Consider the following 16,960-nt stretch of genomic DNA (forward strand, 5'->3'; position numbering starts at 1 on the left):
CGTGAGGATGGCCGGCCTCGGTGCCGGGCGCCTGCGGTGCTGTGGACCCGCTCCGGTGGGAGCGGAGCCGCTCACCGGCCCCGAGACCGCGTCGTGCGCGGCTGAGTCCGCTGCCGTGCCCCCGAGTAGGACGGCTGCGATGAGGCAGGGGGTAGGGCCCCGCCGTCGGCGGGGCGTGACCGCCTCCGGACGGGGTCAGCTTTCGGCGAGGATGTGGGACAGCTCCCGGTCGAGGTCGAAGTGACGGTGTTCGGTGCCGGGGGGCACCGCGGCGTCCGTCCGCTTGAGGAACGACTCAAGCGCTCGGGCCGGGGCCTCCAGCAGGGCTTCTCCTTCCGGAGAGCTCAGTGCGATGCAGACCACCCCTTGCCCGTGGCTGCGCGACGGCCACACCCGGACGTCGCCGGTACCAGTGGGTCGGTGCAGCCCCTCCGCGAGGAGATCTCGGGCGAACACCCACTCCACGGTCTCGTCGGCGCCTGTGTGGAACGTGGCGTGCACGGCATAGGGGTCGGCGGTGTCGTAGCGCAGGCCCGCGGGGACGGGCAGTGATGACTCGCTGGACACGATGAGGCGCAGGTGCAGCTCGCAGCTGACCGTGGTGTTCATAAGCGCCATGGCCTTTCGCTCAGTGTGCGCTCGGGGAATCGCACGTCGGCGAACGGACCATCCCACCCCCAAGACCGATGTAAACCCCTCTGTCCCGATTCGGGCGCGAGTCGTACCCCTTACGGCGCATTGCGGAATCGCCCCGCAGCGGCCGGGCCGGGCATTACCCGGCGCTTCTTGGTTAGTTTCCTGGCATGACTGTGCGAAACGACAAGACGGCCGGGAACACGGGAACGGGTGAAGCGGCTGTGGCGGTTGACGCGGCCGTCGACGGCGGACGGGCGGTCGGATCGCGGGCCCCGGCCTTCGTCCGCCGCTCGCCCGCGCTGCACCGGGTCTGGCAGGTGGCGATCTTCCTGGCGGGCCTCGCCGTGGTGGTGCTCGGGCTGATCATGCTGCCGCTGCCCGGCCCCGGCTGGCTGGTGATCTTCCTGGGCATGGGGATCTGGGCGACCGAGTTCGTCTGGGCCCAGCTGGCCCTGCGCTGGACCCGCGGCAAGGTCGCCGAGGCCGCCCAGCGGGCCATGGACCCGCGGGTGCGCCGCCGCAACCTGACGCTCACCGCGATCGGGTTGGCCGCCCTCGTCGGGGTGGGCGGCTGGTACTTCGCCCGCTACGGCCTGGCCGCCCCCTGGCAGCTGGACGGGAGCTGACCCGCCCGGACGCGGGGCCGCGGGCGGGGAGCGTGTTCGGAGCACCCTCCGGGATGCGGTAATGTTTTCTCTGCACCCGGGCGATTAGCTCAGCGGGAGAGCACTTCGTTCACACCGAAGGGGTCACTGGTTCGATCCCAGTATCGCCCACCGGAATGCATTGTGATACGTGAGGCCCAGCCGATTATCGGCTGGGCCTCACGTGTATTTCCGGAATCCGCCTGAAGGGCCGCCGGTAATCGGCTGAGGGACAGTCACCTTCCCTGCGGGGCGCGAGTTCTGCGGAGGCGTCGGCGGTACCCGGAACGGGCGAGTTGTACGACCGGCCCCGAATGGTGCTAGAGTTCTTCTCGTTGCCCGGGCGATTAGCTCAGCGGGAGAGCACTTCGTTCACACCGAAGGGGTCACTGGTTCGATCCCAGTATCGCCCACCGGACAGCACGCAGGCCCTGACCAGGAAACCGGTCAGGGCCTGCGGCGCGTTTCGGGCCCGGAACGCCGGGCCGCGCGTCACGCCGCCGCCTCGCAACGGTGCTCCGGCTCCAGCCGGCGCCCGCATCCGCACCGGGCCGGCCGCAGCGGCCAGGACAGGTCCACCCGCTCCGGCGTCCCCGAGCGGTCGAACCAGTTCTGCAGCCCGCGTGCCTGCGCCGCGTGCCAGACCGCCTGCCGCAGGTGCAGCTCCGCCGCCGACAGCCCGCCGAGCGCCGCCGGGTAGCGGGAGCCGATCCGCCGGGTCAGCGCCAGTGCCGCCGCCGCGTCCGCCGCCGCGTCGTGCGCCCCGGCCAGGACGACGCCGTAGTGGGCGCACAGGTCGGTCAGTGTCCGGCGGCCCTTGCGGTAGCGGTCCACGTGCTTGTCCAGCACCCGGGGATCCAGCACCACCAGCCCGGACGCCGCCAGCCCCGCGGTCAGCGTCAGCCCGTGATGGCGGCGCAGTTCCCGGTCCAGCAGCGTCAGGTCGTAGGGCGCGTTCATCACCACCACCGGACGCCCGGCCCGCGCCTCGGCCGCCAGCGCCCGGGTGACCTCCGCCACCACCGTGCGGGCCGGGCGGCCGTGGGCGCGCACCTGCTCGTCGGTGATGCCGTGCACCGCGCGGGCGCCGTCCGGGATCGGAACCCCCGGATCGGCGAGCCAGGTCGTGGTCCGGGCCGGCTCGCCCGGCGCGAGCTGGACGACCAGGGCGGCGGAGACGATCCGGTCGTTCTCCACGTCCACGCCGGTCGTCTCGGTGTCGAAGGAGGCGAGCGGGCCGGTGTACCAGTGCTGCTGCATGACTGCCCCTCAGACGAGCGTTGCGCCCGGTTGATACCCGGTTCTGACGCCCCTTCAACCCGTTTGGCCCAAGCCCGGCCGGGGATCCTGCCCATGACTGTCCCGTTCGAATCGACCGGCCCGTCCGGAGCGGGACGGGCCCGGAACCGGGGGAGGGCACGGGGCGATGGCACTGACCCAGCCGCAGCCCGAGGAGGCGGCGGCGGCCGTACTGCGCGGGAACCTCGCGGTCACCGCCTGCATGGAGACCCTGCAGGTCGGCTACCTGCACGCGGTCGCCGCCGCGGCCGGCTGCTCGCTCTCCCAGCCGTTCCCGGACAACGGCATCGACTGGCACGTCAGCCACGGCTCCCGGGCGCACGAGGTGGACGACGAGGTCACCGTCAAGATCCAGCTCAAGGCCACCCAGCAGGTCGCGCCCGACCCGGCCGGGCCGTTCTTCAGCTTCACCCTGGACAACGACCACCTGCGCAAGCTCGCCCGGCCCCGGGTCGCCGTGCCGCGGATCCTGGTCGTGCTGCTGCTGCCGCGCCGGGTCGACCAGTGGCTGCGGGCCCGCCCGGACGCCTTGGAACTGCGGCACTGCTGCTACTGGGTCAACCTGGCCGGCCACCCGGTCACCGGGCAGCGGCGCACCAACGTCCGGGTGCCCACCGCCAAGGTCTTCGACGACCGCGCGCTCTGCGACATCATGGCCCGGGTCGGCGCGGGCGGCAGCCCGTGACGGCCCGGGCCCGGCAGGGAGGAACCGGACCCATGACACCGCCGCACGCACCGGGCGAACCGGCCCGGCCCCTGCCCGACCCGGCCACCGTCGACCCGACGGTCCTGGCCACCCTGCTCGCCCGGCACGGCTGGGTCCGCCGCGGCGGACCGGCCGCCCGGTACGGACGCTGGACCCCGCCCGACGACGAGCCCGGCACCAGCCTGCTCGTCCCGGCCGGGGACGGCTTCGACGACGCCGTCGAACTCCTCGCCGACGCCGTCACCGCGCTCTCCCGCTCCCGCACCCCCTCCGCCCGCTCGATCCTGCTCGCCCTCACCGTCCCCGGCGACGAACTGCGCTGGCACCGCGAACCGTCCGGCCCCGCCGGGGCCACCCCCTGGGACGAGGCCGAGCGGCTCCGGCGGGCCGCCCGCGGGATGCTCGCCGCAGGCGCCAAGGCGGCCCGCACCAGGGCCGGCTACTTCGGCGCCCGGCTGGACGCCCTCGCCGGGGACTTCCTGGACCGCGTCCTGCTGGTCGAACAGGGCGCCGTGCTCACCGCCCACACCCCCGCCCCCGAGGGCCGCGCCGCCGTCACCACCCTGGTCCGCGCCCTGGAGGCACTGCGCGACGCCGTCGACTACCGCCGGGTCAGCGGCGGGCCCGAGGCCTTCGGGAACGCCGTCCGGGCCGGGGTCAGCCGGGAGCTCGTCCGGTCCGTCGAGGAGCTGGTGCGCGACGCGACGGCCGCCCGGCTCAGCGTCGCGTGGTCGCCCGCCGCCGGGACCCCGGGCGGCTTCGGGGACCGCCGGATCGACCTCGACTTCTCGCCCGGCGACCTGCCCGCCCTGGCGGAGGCCGCCGACCTGCTGGAACGGATCGAGCCCGCCGTCGACGTCACCGTGGTCGGCGTGGTCACCCGGCTCAAGCGCGCCGACCCGGCCGGTCCCGGCTCGGTACGACTGCGGGTGCTCACCGGCGCCGAGGTCCGCGAGCTCAAGCTCCGCCTGCCCGACCCCGACTACCGGCTCGCCGCCGAGGCCCACCTCGCGGGCCTGCCGGTCCGGGTCTCCGGCCGGCTGGACCGGCACGGCGGCTTCCGCCGGCTGACCCGCCCGCACGGACTGGAACTCCGCGGCTGGGAGGAAGGGGACCGCGAGCGGCTGCTGAAGGCGCTCGGGGAGAAGGCGGAGCGAGAGGGGGAAGGGGCGTAGGTGGACGGCGGGGGCGGCGCTCTCGGTACCATCGTCACGCGCAGCGCAGTGTTGCGTCCTCTGAAATCCAGCACGTCAGGAGAGACCGGTGACGGACGTCCGGGTAATCATCAGCCGCGAACCCGATCGGGAAGAGCGCGTGGTGACGACGGGCACCACGGCCGCCGAGCTCTTCGCCGACGACCGCTCGATCATCGCCGCCCGCGTCGGCGGCCAGCTCAAGGACCTCGCCTACGCCGTCCAGGACGGCGACGAGGTCGAGCCGGTCGAGATCGGCAGCAAGGACGGCCTCGACATCCTGCGCCACTCCACCGCGCACGTCATGGCCCAGGCCGTGCAGCAGCTCTACCCCGAGGCCAAGCTGGGCATCGGCCCGCCGGTCAAGGACGGTTTCTACTACGACTTCGACGTCGAGAAGCCCTTCCACCCCGATGACCTCAAGGCCATCGAGAAGAAGATGCAGGAGATCATCAAGCGCGGGCAGAAGTTCTCCCGCCGCGTGGTCACCGACGAGTCCGCCCGCGAGGAGCTGGCCGCCGAGCCGTACAAGCTCGAACTGATCGGCCTCAAGGGTTCCGCCGCCACCGCCGGCGAGGGTGCCGACGTCGAGGTCGGCGCCGGCGAGCTCACCATCTACGACAACCTGGACGCCAAGACCGGCGAGCAGTGCTGGGGCGACCTCTGCCGCGGCCCGCACCTGCCCAGCACCCGGAACATCCCGGCGTTCAAGCTGATGCGCAACGCGGCCGCCTACTGGCGCGGCAGCGAGAAGAACCCCATGCTGCAGCGCATCTACGGCACCGCCTGGCCGACCAAGGACGAGCTCAAGGCCCACCTCGACTTCCTCGTCGAGGCCGAGAAGCGCGACCACCGCAAGCTCGGCAACGAGCTCGACCTCTTCTCCATCCCCGAGGAGATCGGCTCCGGCCTCGCCGTCTTCCACCCCAAGGGCGGCATCATCCGCCGGGCCATGGAGGACTACTCGCGCAAGCGGCACGAGGAGGAGGGCTACGAGTTCGTCTACACCCCGCACGCCACCAAGGGGAAGCTCTTCGAGAAGAGCGGCCACCTCGACTGGTACGCGGACGGTATGTACCCGCCCATGCAGCTCGACGAGGGCGTGGACTACTACCTCAAGCCGATGAACTGCCCGATGCACAACCTGATCTTCGACGCGCGCGGCCGCTCGTACCGTGAACTGCCGCTGCGCCTCTTCGAGTTCGGGACGGTGTACCGCTACGAGAAGTCCGGCGTCGTGCACGGCCTGACCCGTGCCCGCGGCTTCACGCAGGACGACGCGCACATCTACTGCACCCGCGAGCAGATGGCGGAGGAGCTCGACTCCACGCTGACCTTCGTGCTCAACCTGCTCCGCGACTACGGTCTGACCGACTTCTACCTGGAGCTGTCGACCAAGGACCCGGTCAAGTACGTCGGCAGCGACGAGACCTGGGAGGAGGCCACCGCCGTCCTGGCGAGCGTGGCCGAGAAGCAGGGCCTGCCGCTGGTGCCGGACCCGGGTGGCGCGGCCTTCTACGGCCCGAAGATCTCGGTGCAGGCGCGGGACGCCATCGGCCGCACCTGGCAGATGAGCACCATCCAGCTGGACTTCAACCTGCCCGAGCGCTTCGACCTGGAGTACACCGCGGCGGACGGCTCGCGCCAGCGGCCGGTCATGATCCACCGGGCGCTGTTCGGCTCGATCGAGCGCTTCTTCGCGGTGCTGCTGGAGCACTACGCCGGCGCCATGCCGCCGTGGCTGGCCCCGGTCACCGTCACCGGCATCCCGATCACCGACGAGCACGTGCCGTACCTGCTGGAGGTCGCGGCCGAGCTGAAGAAGCACGGGATCCGGGTCGAGGTCGACACCTCGGACGACCGCATGCAGAAGAAGATCAGGAACGCACAGAAGACCAAGGTGCCGTTCATGCTGATCGCCGGCAACGACGACGTCGAGGCGGGGGCGGTGTCGTTCCGCTACCGCAACGGCGAACAGAAGAACGGCGTTCCGCTGGCGGACGCGGTTCAGGAGATCGTGGATGCGGTGAAGAGTCGCATCCAGGTGTGACGCGGGCCCCGCCTGGGCGGGGTATCTCTGGCGTTCCGGTCGAGGACGCCATTGCCGGGATCTCGGCCCCGCGTTCGCGGGGACAGCGCGGGGCAGGCTCTCGATGAGTCTGCCCCGCGCGGCTTTGCAAGCACCGTCGGGCGAATATGCTGATCAGCATGACGACTGAGCCGGAACTTCAGCGGGGCGTCGGTGAGCCGGACGGCTTCCGCCGCTTGTGGACGCCTCATCGGATGGCGTACATCCAGGGTGAGAACAAGCCCACCGGCCCGGCTCCGGACGACGGTTGTCCGTTCTGCTCGATCCCGTCCCTGAGTGACGAGGACGGGCTGATCATCGCCCGGGGGAGTGCCGTGTTCGCGGTGCTGAACCTGTACCCGTACAACGGCGGGCACCTGATGGTGGTCCCGTACCGGCACGTCGCCGACTACACCGACCTGGACGAGGCCGAGACGGCCGAGCTCGCGGACTTCACCAAGAAGGCGATGACGGCGCTGCGGGCGGCCTCCGGGGCGCACGGGTTCAACATCGGGATGAACCAGGGCGCGGCGGCCGGGGCCGGGATCGCGGCGCACCTGCACCAGCACGTGGTGCCGCGCTGGGGCGGGGACACCAACTTCATGCCGGTGGTCGGCCACACCAAGGTGCTGCCGCAGCTGCTGGCGGACACCCGGAAGATGCTGGCCGAGGCCTGGCCGCAGGGCTGATCCGAGGAACAACGCGGGAGAGCCCCACCGAGATCCTCGGTGGGGCCCTCCCGCATGCGCTGCGCCGGATCAGCCGGCGTTGAAGGTGTCGACGTCGTAGGGGCGGGGGCTCTGCGCCTCGGACTTGATGATCGAGGTGCGGTTCTTGAAGAAGCGGTCGGCGTCCAGGTCGTGCTCCTCCAGGAACTCCAGCGTGGCGGCGTGGACCGCCGCGAGCACCGGGACGGCGGCGTTCTGGGCGTTGTCGACCATGGAGCGGTTCTCCCAGGCGCGGCCTGCCCAGATGTGCCGCAGCCCGAAGGGCTCGGGCAGGCCGAGTCCGCCGCCGAGCCAGCCGAGCAGGCCGGGCATCCGGTAGAAGGGGGCGCGGACGGCCTGGCGGACGACCTCGTCGTTGTCGATCAGGGGGAGCTTGACGGTGCGCTCCTCCCAGAACCGCACGGTCTTGGCGACCGACTTCTCCTTGTCCTTGGGCTTGTCGAAGAAGACGCCCTTGACCGGGCCGAGCGCGTAGCCGGACACGGTGATGTTCAGGACGTTGGCGAGCAGGGTGACGGTGACGGTGAAGGTGAGGACCAGCTTGCCGTCGTGGGTGATGAACTGGGTGGCGAGGTAGTGCCGGGGGCCGCCGGAGAAGGTCTGCTTGTCGGCGACGCTCTGCACGGCGAAGTCGCGCATCCGGTCGCCGTCCATGTCGGCGTTGCCGGGGCGGCTGATCTCGTCGGCGCCCTCGCCGATGTCGAAGACCACCCACTGCTTGATGGCGACGTTGGGCATGCCGCTGTTGGCGACGTGGCTGACGCCGAGGCCCTTGAGGTGGGAGGAGATCCGGCGGATCAGGTCCCAGGGGTGGAAGGCGCGGAAGTCGACGTGGCCCTCCGCGGGGTGGAGGGTGTCGGCGAGGCGCCATTCGCCCCAGCGGCGGCCGGCACCGAGGATGCCCTTGGGGCCGGCGTAGTGGTGGATGTTGGTCTCCTGCTCGGCGTCCAGGCGGCCGAGCTTGTCGCGCAGGTCGGCGGCCTTCTTGTCGAGGTCGTCCCGGGGGACGGCCTTGGCGACGGAGGCGGCCACCACGCTGCCCTCGACCAGCGCCTGCCAGCGGGAGCGCAGGTCCTTGGCGGAGCGCTCGACGATCCGGCGGGCGAGGTACCAGCCGACGACCGGGGCGAGCATGGTCACGCGCAGGTAGACGCCGATGAAGCCGCTGGCCGGCGGGCGCAGCGCGAGCAGGACGGCGAGGGCGGCGGTCGCGGCGAGCACGATGCCGCCGTAGACGGCCGCGTTCTTCGGGTTGTCCCGCTTGAGCCAGGCACGGAGCTGGAAGGCGCCGAGCCAGATCAGGGTGCCGGGGAGGAAGAGCACACCGGTGGCGATGGAGACGGTGCTGAGTTGCCGGTCGCGGGTGTTGCGCAGTTCCTCGGCGGCCAGGCAGTGTTCGACGACCTGGCGGGTGTCGACTCCGAAGGCCGGGACGATGGGTTTGCGGCCGCCGCCCAGGGCACGGGAGATCAGCGCCTTGCTGAAGGCCTCGCCGAGGTTGGGGCGGAAGAGCGCGAAGCGGCCCTTCTTCTCGGTGGCGTCGGTGACGGCGCCGACGAAGCCCTTGATCTCGCCGTCGCGGTACGCGGTCGAGGAGAGTCCCTGGGTGATGGCGGTCTGCGGGCCGGCGTCGGTCCGGGGTATCTGCGCACCCGGGGTCATGTCGAGTGTGGTCACGGTGGCGTCCCCTCCTCCCCTTGTCAGCGGCAGGTTACCGTGCCGTGGCACCCCCGCGCGGATGATCGTCTGAAGTACCGTCACCGGAGGCCTGAGGGGCATGATGCCCAGCTTCGGGCGGGTCGATACCCGTCGCGAGGAGGATGGGGGAGGTGGGGCAGGATGGACGGTGGGAGCGAGGAAAGGGGAGCGGCCGTGAAGGATCCGGTGCTGGTCTACGACGGGGACTGTTCGTTCTGTTCGTCCTGCGTGCGCTGGTCGGAGCGGTACCTGCGACAGACGCTGGCCTCGGGGGGCTGGGAGGCGGTGCCGTTCCAGTTCGCGGATCTGGCGGGCCTGGACGGGTACGCGGGCGGCCGGGGCGAGGTGTCGGCGGAGCGGGCGGAGCGCGAGGTGCTCTGGGTGACGCCGAGCGGCCGGGTGTACGGGGGCGCGCAGGCGGTTGCGCGGCTTCTGATGCGCTCCGGCGGAGTGTGGGCGTACCTGGGCGCTGTGTTGACGGCGGCGCCGGTGCGGCCGCTCGCGGGGCTGGCCTACCGCTGGGTGGCGCGCAACCGGCACCGGATGCCGGGGGGGACGGCGGCGTGCGAGCTGCCGGCCCGGAAGCCCGTCCGGCCGTGAGGCCGCCCGGCCGTGGGGCCGCTCAGTCGGTGTAGCGCTGGGCGAGGGCGGGGGGCATGGGTTCGTGGCGCAGGTAGGCGCGGGAGAACTCGGCGGTGCCGTGGGTGAGCGAGCGCAGGTCGATCGGGTAGCGGACGAGTTCGAGCTCGGGGACCTCGGCGCGCAGCAGGGTGAGGCCGGTGCCGCCGGTCTCGCTGCCGAGGACGCGGCCGCGGCGGGCGGAGAGGTCGCCGAGGACGGCGCCGAGGTAGTCGTCGGGGAGCAGGACGCTGACGGCGGCGACGGGTTCGAGCAGGCGGATGACGGCGTGCTCGGCGGCGTCGCGCAGGGCGAGGGCGGCGGCGTTCTGGAAGGACGCGTCGGAGGAGTCGACGGAGTGCGCCTTGCCGTCGGTGAGGGTGACCCGGACGTCGACGAGCGGGTACCCGGTGGTGACGCCCTTGGCGAGCTGGGCGCGGACGCCCTTCTCGACGGACGGGATGAAGTGCTTGGGGACGGAGCCGCCGACGACGTGCTCCTGGAACTCGAAGCCGGAGCCGGCGGGGAGCGGTTCGACCTCCAGGTCGCAGATGGCGTACTGGCCGTGGCCGCCGGACTGCTTGACCAGGCGGCCGTGGCCGCCGGCGGCGGTGCCGAAGGTCTCGCGCAGGGCGACCTTGGGTTCGACGATGTCGACGTGGACGCCGTGGCGGGTGCGGAGGCGGTCGAGGACGACGTCGGCGTGGGCCTCGCCGGTGCACCAGAGGACGAGCTGGTGGGTGTCGGGGTTCTGTTCCAGGCGTAGCGCCGGGTCCTCGGCGGTGAGGCGGGCGAGGGCCTGGGAGAGCTTGTCGTCGTCGGCCTTGCTGTGGGCCTCGACGGCGATCGGGAGGAGCGGCTCGGGGAGGGTCCAGCCGTCGAGGGCGACGGGGTGGCCGGGGTCGTGGACGATGTCGCCGGCGCGGGCGGTGGTGAGTTTGGCGGCGCAGACGAGGTCGCCGGCGACGGCGTGCGGGACGGGGCGCTGCGCCTTGCCGAAGGGGCTGGAGAGGGCGGTGACGCGTTCGTCGCCGTTCTGGTCGGCGGTGTGGGCGGGGCCGACGAGGTGGATCCTGGTGTCGGGGCGCAGGGTGCCGGCGTACAGGCGCAGCAGGCTGATCCGTCCGACGTAGGCGTCGCCGGTGACGCGGACGACCTGGGCGGCGAGCGGGGCGTCGGGGTCGCACTCGGGGGCGGGGCGGGTGCGTTCGGTGGGGTCGGGGAAGGTGTGCGCGACGAGGTCGAGGAGTTCGGCGGCGCCGAGGCCGTTCTCGCTGGTGGGGACGGCGGGGTGGAGGGCGCAGGAGAGGACCTCGCGGCGCAGGCCGGCTTCGAGGGAGTCGGTGTCGAGGGTGTCGCCGGAGAGGTAGCGCTCCATGAGGGTGTCGTCCTGGCCGGAGATGGCTTCGACGAGGCTGTCGTGGGCGGGGGCGGTGTCGGGCAGGGGGTCGGCGTCGCCGTAGGTGTCGCCGGTGAGGAGGTCGACGCTGCCGTCGGGGTGTCCGTCGTGGTGGACGGGCAGGAAGAGCGGGCGCAGGGTGTCCGGGCCGAGTCCGAAGGCGTCGTGGCAGGCGGTGAGGATGTCGTCGAAGCCGGTGTGGGCGAGGTCGAGTTTGGCGACGGCGATGGCGCGGGGGATGCCTTCGGCGGCGCATTCGCGCCACAGGGCGCGGGTGGGGGCGGTGACCGGGTCGGTGGCGGAGACGACGAAGACGGCGGCGTCGGCGGCGTGCAGGGCGGCGCGCAGGTCGGCGGCGAAGTCGGGGTGGCCGGGCGGGTCGATCAGGTTGATCTTGACGCCCTTCCATTCGAGCGGGAGGAGCGAGAGCTGGACGGAGCGCTGCTGCTGGTGCTCGATGTCCTCGTGGTCGGAGACGGTGGTGCCGTCGGTGACGCGGCCGGCCCGGCCGGTGGCGCCGGCGGCGAGGGCGAGGGATTCGGCGAGGGTGGTCTTGCCCACACCGCTGGGGCCGATGAGGACGACGTTGCGCAGATCCTTCGGGCCGGTGACGGCGGGTGCCTGGCCGGCTCGTGCCGTGCTGCGGTCGGGCATCGGGGTCTCCTCCCGTGGCGCCGAGGCTTGTCCATCGCAGTCTAGGGTCGGGTGTCGAAGTGGCGCGTGTCGTACGGCCGATCGGTGATCGTGCGTGTGCACGGCGTGGCGGGGGCGGTGTCCGGCGGTGCGTGCGCCGGAGCGTGTCCTCGGCCTGGCTACGATGGGTGGGCCGGACGGGCTGATCCGCCCGGCCGTCTGCCGCGCGTTCTGCGCCAGGCGGGTATCTGGGAGATCGGAGCGGCTGGGAAGGCCATGCTCAACAAATACGCGCGTGCCTTCTTCACACGTGTCCTGACCCCGTTCGCCGCGTTCCTGATCCGGCTGGGCGTGAGCCCGGACGCCGTGACGCTGATCGGTACCGCCGGCTCGGTGGCCGGTGCGCTGGTGTTCTTCCCGCGCGGGGAGTTCTTCTGGGGCACCATCACGATCACGCTGTTCATCTTCTCGGACCTGGTGGACGGGAACATGGCCCGCCAGCTGGGCCGGAGCACGAAGTGGGGGGCGTTCCTCGACTCCACCCTGGACCGGGTCGCCGATGCGGCGATCTTCGGCGGTCTGGCGATGTGGTACGCGGGCAAGGGTGACAACAACCTGCTCTGTGCGGTGGCGATCTTCTGCCTGGCGAGCGGTCTGGTGGTGTCGTACACGAAGGCGCGGGCGGAGAGCCAGGGCCTGCCGTGCGACGTGTCGGGGCTGGTGGAGCGGGCCGAGCGGCTGGTGGCCAGCCTGGTGGCGGCCGGGGTCGCGGGTCTGCACACATTCGGTGTGCCGTACGTGGAGTGGCTGCTGCCGGTGGCGTTGTGGCTGGTGGCGGCGGGCAGCCTGGTGACGGTGTTCCAGCGGATGCTGACCGTGCGCCGGGAGGCGTTCGAGGCCGACCGAGCGGCGGCCGGGAGCTGATGGGGGGCGTCCTGCGGTGACGGACCGACTGGTGTACTGGGCGTACGCGCTGGGGTGGGGGCTGCTGAAGCACCTGCCGGAGCGGGTGGCCCGGGGGCTGTTCGACCGGCTGGCGGACTACGCGTGGCGCAAGCGCGGCAAGCGGGTGCTCCAGCTGGAGGCGAATCTGCGCCGGGTCCGTCCGGGCCTGGACGAGGCCGCGGTGCGGGAGCTGTCCCGGGCCGGGATGCGCTCGTACCTGCGGTACTGGATGGAGTCGTTCCGGCTGCCGGTGTGGAGCCGGGAGCGGGTGGCCCGGGACGTCCGGGTGGAGGGCTTCGAGCACCTGCGGGAGTCGTTGGAGGCGGGGCGGGGCGCGATGATAGCGCTGCCGCACATGGGCAACTGGGACCTCGCGGGGGCCTGGGTGGCGCAGCAGGGCTACCCGTTCACCACGGTCGCGGAGCGGTTGAAGCCGGAGCGGCTGTTCGACCGGTTCGTGGCGTTCCGGGAGGGCCTGGGCATGGAGGTCCTGGCGCTGACCGGCGGTTCGGTGAACGTGATCGGCACGCTGGCGCGGCGGTTGCGCGAGGGCCGGCTGGTCTGCCTGGTGGGGGACCGGGACCTGTCGGAGGCGGGCATCGGGGTGTCGTTCTTCGGTGAGCCGACCCGGATGCCGGCCGGTCCGGCGGCGCTGTGCCAGCGCACCGGGGCGGCGCTGCTGCCGGTGACGCTCTGGTACGACGGCCCGGTGCTGCGGGCGCGGATCCATCCCGAGGTGCCGGTGCCCGAGGAGGGCGACCGCAAGGAGCGCACCCGGGCGATGACCCAGGCGATGGCGCAGGTGTGGGAGCGGAGCATCCGCGAGCACCCGCAGGACTGGCACATGCTGCAGAAGTTCTGGCTGGCCGACCTGCCGGTCCGTGAGACGGTGAAGGCGGCGCCCGCGGAGCGCGCGGAGGCGGTCCCGGAGCCCGCGGCCGAGGCCTCCGGGTCCTGAGCCGTTCCGTCCTGCCCGCCCGCACCACTGTCCGAAGGAGCTTGAGGAACCCGTGAAGATCGGCATCGTCTGCCCGTACGACTGGGACGTCCCCGGTGGGGTCCAGTTCCACATCCGGGACCTGGCCGAGCACCTGATCGGTCTGGGGCACGAGGTGTCGGTGCTGGCGCCGGCCGAGGACGACGAGGCGCTGCCGCCGTACGTGGTCCCGGCCGGGCGGTCGGTGGCGGTGCCGTACAACGGGTCGGTGGCGCGGCTGAGTTTCGGGATCCTGTCGGCGGCCCGGGTGCGGCGCTGGCTGCACGACGGGCGCTTCGACATCCTGCACGTGCACGAGCCGGCCGCGCCGAGCCTGTCGATGCTGGCCGCCTGGTCGGCGACCGGGCCGATGGTGGGGACCTTCCACACCTCCAACCCGCGTTCGCGGGTGATGATCGCGGCCTCGCCGATCCTCCAGCCGGGGCTGGAGAAGATGCGGGCCCGGATCGCGGTGTCGGAGTACGCCCGGCGCACCCTGGTGGAGCACCTGGGCGGGGACGCGGTGGTGATCCCGAACGGCGTGGACGTGGGGTTCTTCGCGGCGGCCGAGCCGGACGAGCGGTGGACCGGCGGCGCGGCGAAGGGGGAGCCGGGCACGATCGGCTTCATCGGCCGGATCAACGAGCCGCGCAAGGGCCTGCCGACGCTGCTGGCGGCGCTGCCGGGGATCCTGGCGGAGCGGCCGGGGGTGCGGCTGCTGGTGGCGGGCAAGGGCGACGAGGAGGAGGCCGTCGCGGGCCTGGCGCCCGAGGTGCGCCGACAGGTGGAGTTCCTCGGCATGGTGAGCGACCGGGACAAGGCCCGGCTGCTGCGCAGCGTGGACCTGTACGTGGCGCCGAACACCGGGGGCGAGAGCTTCGGGATCATCCTGGTCGAGGCGATGTCGGCGGGCGCGCCGGTGCTGGCGAGCGATCTGGACGCGTTCAAGCAGGTGCTGGACGGCGGCGACGCGGGCGAGCTGTTCCCGGTGGAGGACGCGGACGCGCTGGCCCGTACGGCGCTGCGGCTGCTGGGTGATCCGGCGCGGCTGGAGGACCTGCGGGAGGCGGCCTCGCGGCATGTGCGGCGGTTCGACTGGTCGACGGTGGGCGCGGACATCCTGGCGGTGTACGAGACGGTGACGGCCGGCGAGGCGGCGGTGGTCGAGGAGGACGTGCGCGGCGGGCGGCGCCGGTTCGGGCTGGCCCGGGACTGATCCGCCGCGGCGGTTCGGTCCGGGACCGGTCCCGCGCGGCGGGCCGGGGTGCCGGTGGCGTTAGGGTCGGGCGTCCGTACCACTGCGATCCACGGGGGCAACGATGCCGCAGATCTCCGTCGACTACTCGGCCGGCCTGGCCGGAACCTTCGACCGCCGGGGCCTCGGCCTGGCGATCAACCGGCTGGCGGAGGCGACGATCGACGCGAAGCCGGAGTCCTGCAAGACGGTGTTCCGGCAGAGCGAGGTGCTGGTGGTCGGTACCAGCGGGGCGGCCGCCGACGCCCAGGTGTTCGTGGAGTTCCAGATCTTCCCGGGCCGTTCGCCGGAGGCGAAGGCGGCGCTGAGCGAGGGCGTGTTGGCGCTGCTGGCGCAGTACGTCCGGCCGCGGCCGGGTACCCGGCTGTTCACGGCGGTGAACATCGCGGACATCGACCGGGAGAGCTACCGGAACGCGACCGCCCAGGGCTGAACCGGTGACACCCGGTAACGTAGCGGCCCGTGACTACCTGGATCTGGGCCGGCGTGGCCGTGGTGCTGTTCGGCATGTACCTGAGTTGGACGGCCGGTCGTCTGGACCGGCTGCACGCCCGGATCGACGCCGCCCGGGCGGCGCTGGACGCGCAGCTGGTCCGCCGGGCCTCGGTGGCGTTGGAGCTGGCGACGTCCTCGTTGCTGGATCCGGCGGCCTCGCTGCTGCTGCTGGACGCGGCGCACGCGGCCCGGCAGGCCGAGGACGAGCAGCGCGAGGTGGCGGAGAGCCAGCTGAGCCTGGCGCTGCGGGCGGTGTTCGAGGAGCCGGAGCAGATGGCGGCGCTGGTGGCCGAGCCGGGTGGCGAGGACGCGGTTCGTGATCTGACGGCCGCGGTGCGGCGGGTGCCGATGGCCCGCCGGTTCCACAACGACGCGGTGCGGGCGGCCCGGGCGGTGCGCGAGCACCGGCTGGTGCGGTACTTCCGGCTGGCGGGGAAGGCGCCCTTCCCGCTGGCGTTCGAAATGGACGATGCCCCGCCGCCCGCTCTCACGCCCGAAGGGGCACCTGCTTAAGGTGTCCCCCGGATACGGCCCGTTTGTCGTGTCCCGTCGTCCTGGCTGGACTTGGTGGCGCATGGTTGGGTCACCCGTTCTGCCTACCATAGGGCGATAGCACTGATTCATCTTCGAGTGAGGTCTCACGTGTCCACCACCCCCACCACCGCAGACCAGCCGCAGATCGGCACCGCCCGGGTCAAGCGCGGCATGGCCGAGCAGCTCAAGGGCGGTGTGATCATGGACGTGGTCAACGCCGAGCAGGCCAAGATCGCCGAGGACGCGGGCGCGGTCGCCGTCATGGCCCTGGAGCGGGTCCCCGCGGACATCCGCAAGGACGGCGGCGTGGCCCGCATGTCCGACCCGAACATGATCGAGGAGATCATCGCCGCGGTCTCCATCCCGGTGATGGCCAAGTCCCGCATCGGCCACTTCGTCGAGGCCCAGGTGCTCCAGTCGCTGGGCGTCGACTACATCGACGAGTCCGAGGTGCTGACCCCGGCCGACGAGGTCAACCACTCGGACAAGTTCGCCTTCACCACCCCCTTCGTCTGCGGTGCCACCAACCTGGGCGAGGCCCTGCGCCGCATCGCCGAGGGCGCGGCCATGATCCGCTCGAAGGGCGAGGCCGGCACCGGCAACGTCGTCGAGGCCGTCCGCCACCTGCGCCAGATCAAGAACGAGATCGGCCAGCTGCGCGCCCTGGACAACAACGAGCTGTACGCCGCCGCCAAGGAGCTGCGCGCCCCGTACGAGCTGGTCAAGGAGGTCGCCGAGCTCGGCAAGCTGCCGGTCGTGCTGTTCTCCGCCGGTGGCGTCGCCACCCCGGCCGACGCCGCGCTGATGCGCCAGCTGGGCGCCGAGGGCGTCTTCGTCGGCTCCGGCATCTTCAAGTCGGGCGACCCGGCCAAGCGCGCCGCCGCCATCGTGAAGGCCACCACCTTCTTCGACGACCCGAAGGTCATCGCGGACGCGTCCCGCAACCTGGGCGAGGCCATGGTCGGCATCAACTGCGACACCCTGCCGGAGACCGAGCGCTACGCCAAGCGCGGCTGGTAGTCGCCCGGTAGTCCTGGGCCGGGGCGCCGGACCGGCGCCGCGCGGGGCGGGGCCCCCCACCGAGGGGCGGGGAACGGGAGTGTTCTGGGTTATTACGTGTGCACAGCGGGTAT

16 protein-coding genes and 2 tRNA genes are annotated in these 16,960 nt (G+C 72.3%); 14 read left to right on the forward strand and 4 right to left on the reverse strand.

Annotated elements, in window-relative coordinates:
* Positions 1-195 precede the first annotated feature (195 nt).
* Positions 196-609: an SsgA family sporulation/cell division regulator gene (locus ACWGKU_RS35725; RefSeq protein ID WP_030056266.1), complete on the reverse strand. Its 414-nt coding sequence runs from the start codon at positions 607-609 to the stop codon at positions 196-198.
* A gap of 194 nt (positions 610-803) precedes the next feature.
* On the opposite strand from ACWGKU_RS35725, the gene ACWGKU_RS35730 reads away from it, so the two are divergent.
* The 3 genes from ACWGKU_RS35730 (at position 804) to ACWGKU_RS35740 (ending at position 1,693) form a co-directional block, all read left to right on the forward strand.
* The gene (locus ACWGKU_RS35730; protein WP_452179914.1) at positions 804-1,262 is read left to right on the forward strand and encodes a TIGR02611 family protein; all 459 of its coding nucleotides are present in this window, start codon (positions 804-806) and stop codon (positions 1,260-1,262) included.
* 78 nt (positions 1,263-1,340) lie between these two features.
* Positions 1,341-1,412, forward strand: a tRNA-Val gene (locus ACWGKU_RS35735).
* Positions 1,413-1,621: 209 nt separating this feature from the next.
* Positions 1,622-1,693, forward strand: a tRNA-Val gene (locus tag ACWGKU_RS35740).
* Positions 1,694-1,772: 79 nt separating this feature from the next.
* On the opposite strand, the gene ACWGKU_RS35745 is transcribed toward ACWGKU_RS35740, so the two are convergent.
* Positions 1,773-2,540, reverse strand: a complete 768-nt coding sequence (locus tag ACWGKU_RS35745; protein ID WP_380546500.1) for an exonuclease domain-containing protein — start codon at positions 2,538-2,540, stop codon at positions 1,773-1,775.
* Between the two features lie 166 nt (positions 2,541-2,706).
* On the opposite strand from ACWGKU_RS35745, the gene ACWGKU_RS35750 reads away from it, so the two are divergent.
* From ACWGKU_RS35750 to ACWGKU_RS35765, 4 genes are all read left to right on the forward strand, one after another.
* A complete protein-coding gene (locus tag ACWGKU_RS35750) occupies positions 2,707-3,264 on the forward strand; it encodes a DUF4365 domain-containing protein (protein ID WP_359914486.1) in 558 nt (185 codons plus the stop codon).
* Positions 3,265-3,296: 32 nt separating this feature from the next.
* Positions 3,297-4,460, forward strand: coding sequence for a hypothetical protein (locus ACWGKU_RS35755; RefSeq protein WP_401049336.1), 1,164 nt, complete (start codon positions 3,297-3,299; stop codon positions 4,458-4,460).
* 88 nt (positions 4,461-4,548) lie between these two features.
* Positions 4,549-6,528 carry a threonine--tRNA ligase gene (gene thrS / locus ACWGKU_RS35760; protein WP_401049337.1) on the forward strand — a complete coding sequence of 660 codons (1,980 nt, stop codon included), beginning with the start codon at positions 4,549-4,551 and terminating at the stop codon, positions 6,526-6,528.
* 146 nt (positions 6,529-6,674) lie between these two features.
* Positions 6,675-7,235, forward strand: coding sequence for an HIT family protein (locus ACWGKU_RS35765; RefSeq protein ID WP_380546494.1), 561 nt, complete (start codon positions 6,675-6,677; stop codon positions 7,233-7,235).
* 69 nt (positions 7,236-7,304) lie between these two features.
* Here the strand turns inward: ACWGKU_RS35765 and ACWGKU_RS35770 are convergent, their stop codons facing one another.
* Positions 7,305-8,951 carry a hypothetical protein gene (locus tag ACWGKU_RS35770; protein ID WP_401049339.1) on the reverse strand — a complete coding sequence of 549 codons (1,647 nt, stop codon included), beginning with the start codon at positions 8,949-8,951 and terminating at the stop codon, positions 7,305-7,307.
* Between the two features lie 195 nt (positions 8,952-9,146).
* Between ACWGKU_RS35770 and ACWGKU_RS35775 the strand changes: the two genes are divergently transcribed.
* Entirely contained in the window at positions 9,147-9,572 is a 426-nt protein-coding gene (locus tag ACWGKU_RS35775; protein ID WP_452179913.1) for a thiol-disulfide oxidoreductase DCC family protein, read from the forward strand.
* Between the two features lie 22 nt (positions 9,573-9,594).
* On the opposite strand, the gene ACWGKU_RS35780 is transcribed toward ACWGKU_RS35775, so the two are convergent.
* On the reverse strand, positions 9,595-11,643 hold the full coding sequence (locus ACWGKU_RS35780; RefSeq protein ID WP_452179912.1) for an elongation factor G-like protein EF-G2: 2,049 nt from the start codon (positions 11,641-11,643) through the stop codon (positions 9,595-9,597).
* A gap of 255 nt (positions 11,644-11,898) precedes the next feature.
* Between ACWGKU_RS35780 and pgsA the strand changes: the two genes are divergently transcribed.
* The 6 genes from pgsA to pdxS all read left to right on the forward strand — a co-directional run bounded on the left by pgsA (position 11,899) and on the right by pdxS (position 16,847).
* Positions 11,899-12,546, forward strand: coding sequence for a phosphatidylinositol phosphate synthase (pgsA, locus tag ACWGKU_RS35785; RefSeq protein ID WP_401043086.1), 648 nt, complete (start codon positions 11,899-11,901; stop codon positions 12,544-12,546).
* Positions 12,547-12,562: 16 nt separating this feature from the next.
* Positions 12,563-13,525 (forward strand): phosphatidylinositol mannoside acyltransferase, encoded by a 963-nt coding sequence (locus ACWGKU_RS35790; RefSeq protein ID WP_452179911.1) that lies wholly within the window; start codon positions 12,563-12,565, stop codon positions 13,523-13,525.
* A 52-nt stretch (positions 13,526-13,577) separates the two neighbouring features.
* On the forward strand, positions 13,578-14,759 hold the full coding sequence (locus ACWGKU_RS35795) for a glycosyltransferase family 4 protein (RefSeq protein WP_452179910.1): 1,182 nt from the start codon (positions 13,578-13,580) through the stop codon (positions 14,757-14,759).
* A gap of 103 nt (positions 14,760-14,862) precedes the next feature.
* Positions 14,863-15,231, forward strand: coding sequence for a 5-carboxymethyl-2-hydroxymuconate Delta-isomerase (locus ACWGKU_RS35800; protein ID WP_359914511.1), 369 nt, complete (start codon positions 14,863-14,865; stop codon positions 15,229-15,231).
* A 29-nt stretch (positions 15,232-15,260) separates the two neighbouring features.
* Positions 15,261-15,806: a hypothetical protein gene (locus tag ACWGKU_RS35805; RefSeq protein ID WP_380546483.1), complete on the forward strand. Its 546-nt coding sequence runs from the start codon at positions 15,261-15,263 to the stop codon at positions 15,804-15,806.
* Between the two features lie 129 nt (positions 15,807-15,935).
* On the forward strand, positions 15,936-16,847 hold the full coding sequence (gene pdxS, locus ACWGKU_RS35810; protein WP_359914516.1) for a pyridoxal 5'-phosphate synthase lyase subunit PdxS: 912 nt from the start codon (positions 15,936-15,938) through the stop codon (positions 16,845-16,847).
* Positions 16,848-16,960: the final 113 nt, after the last annotated feature.

The organism is Kitasatospora sp. NPDC054768, from assembly GCF_053612025.1.

Bases quoted from the DNA above. Each gene is read 5' to 3' on its own strand.
- ACWGKU_RS35780 (WP_452179912.1), bottom strand. From the start codon at position 11,643: ATGCCCGACCGCAGCACGGCACGAGCCGGCCAGGCACCCGCCGTCACC.
- ACWGKU_RS35750 (WP_359914486.1), top strand. From the start codon at position 2,707: ATGGCACTGACCCAGCCGCAGCCCGAGGAGGCGGCGGCGGCCGTACTG.
- ACWGKU_RS35745 (WP_380546500.1), bottom strand. From the start codon at position 2,540: ATGCAGCAGCACTGGTACACCGGCCCGCTCGCCTCCTTCGACACCGAG.
- pgsA (WP_401043086.1), top strand. From the start codon at position 11,899: ATGCTCAACAAATACGCGCGTGCCTTCTTCACACGTGTCCTGACCCCG.
- ACWGKU_RS35725 (WP_030056266.1), bottom strand. From the start codon at position 609: ATGAACACCACGGTCAGCTGCGAGCTGCACCTGCGCCTCATCGTGTCC.
- ACWGKU_RS35765 (WP_380546494.1), top strand. From the start codon at position 6,675: ATGCTGATCAGCATGACGACTGAGCCGGAACTTCAGCGGGGCGTCGGT.
- ACWGKU_RS35730 (WP_452179914.1), top strand. From the start codon at position 804: ATGACTGTGCGAAACGACAAGACGGCCGGGAACACGGGAACGGGTGAA.
- ACWGKU_RS35755 (WP_401049336.1), top strand. From the start codon at position 3,297: ATGACACCGCCGCACGCACCGGGCGAACCGGCCCGGCCCCTGCCCGAC.
- ACWGKU_RS35800 (WP_359914511.1), top strand. From the start codon at position 14,863: ATGCCGCAGATCTCCGTCGACTACTCGGCCGGCCTGGCCGGAACCTTC.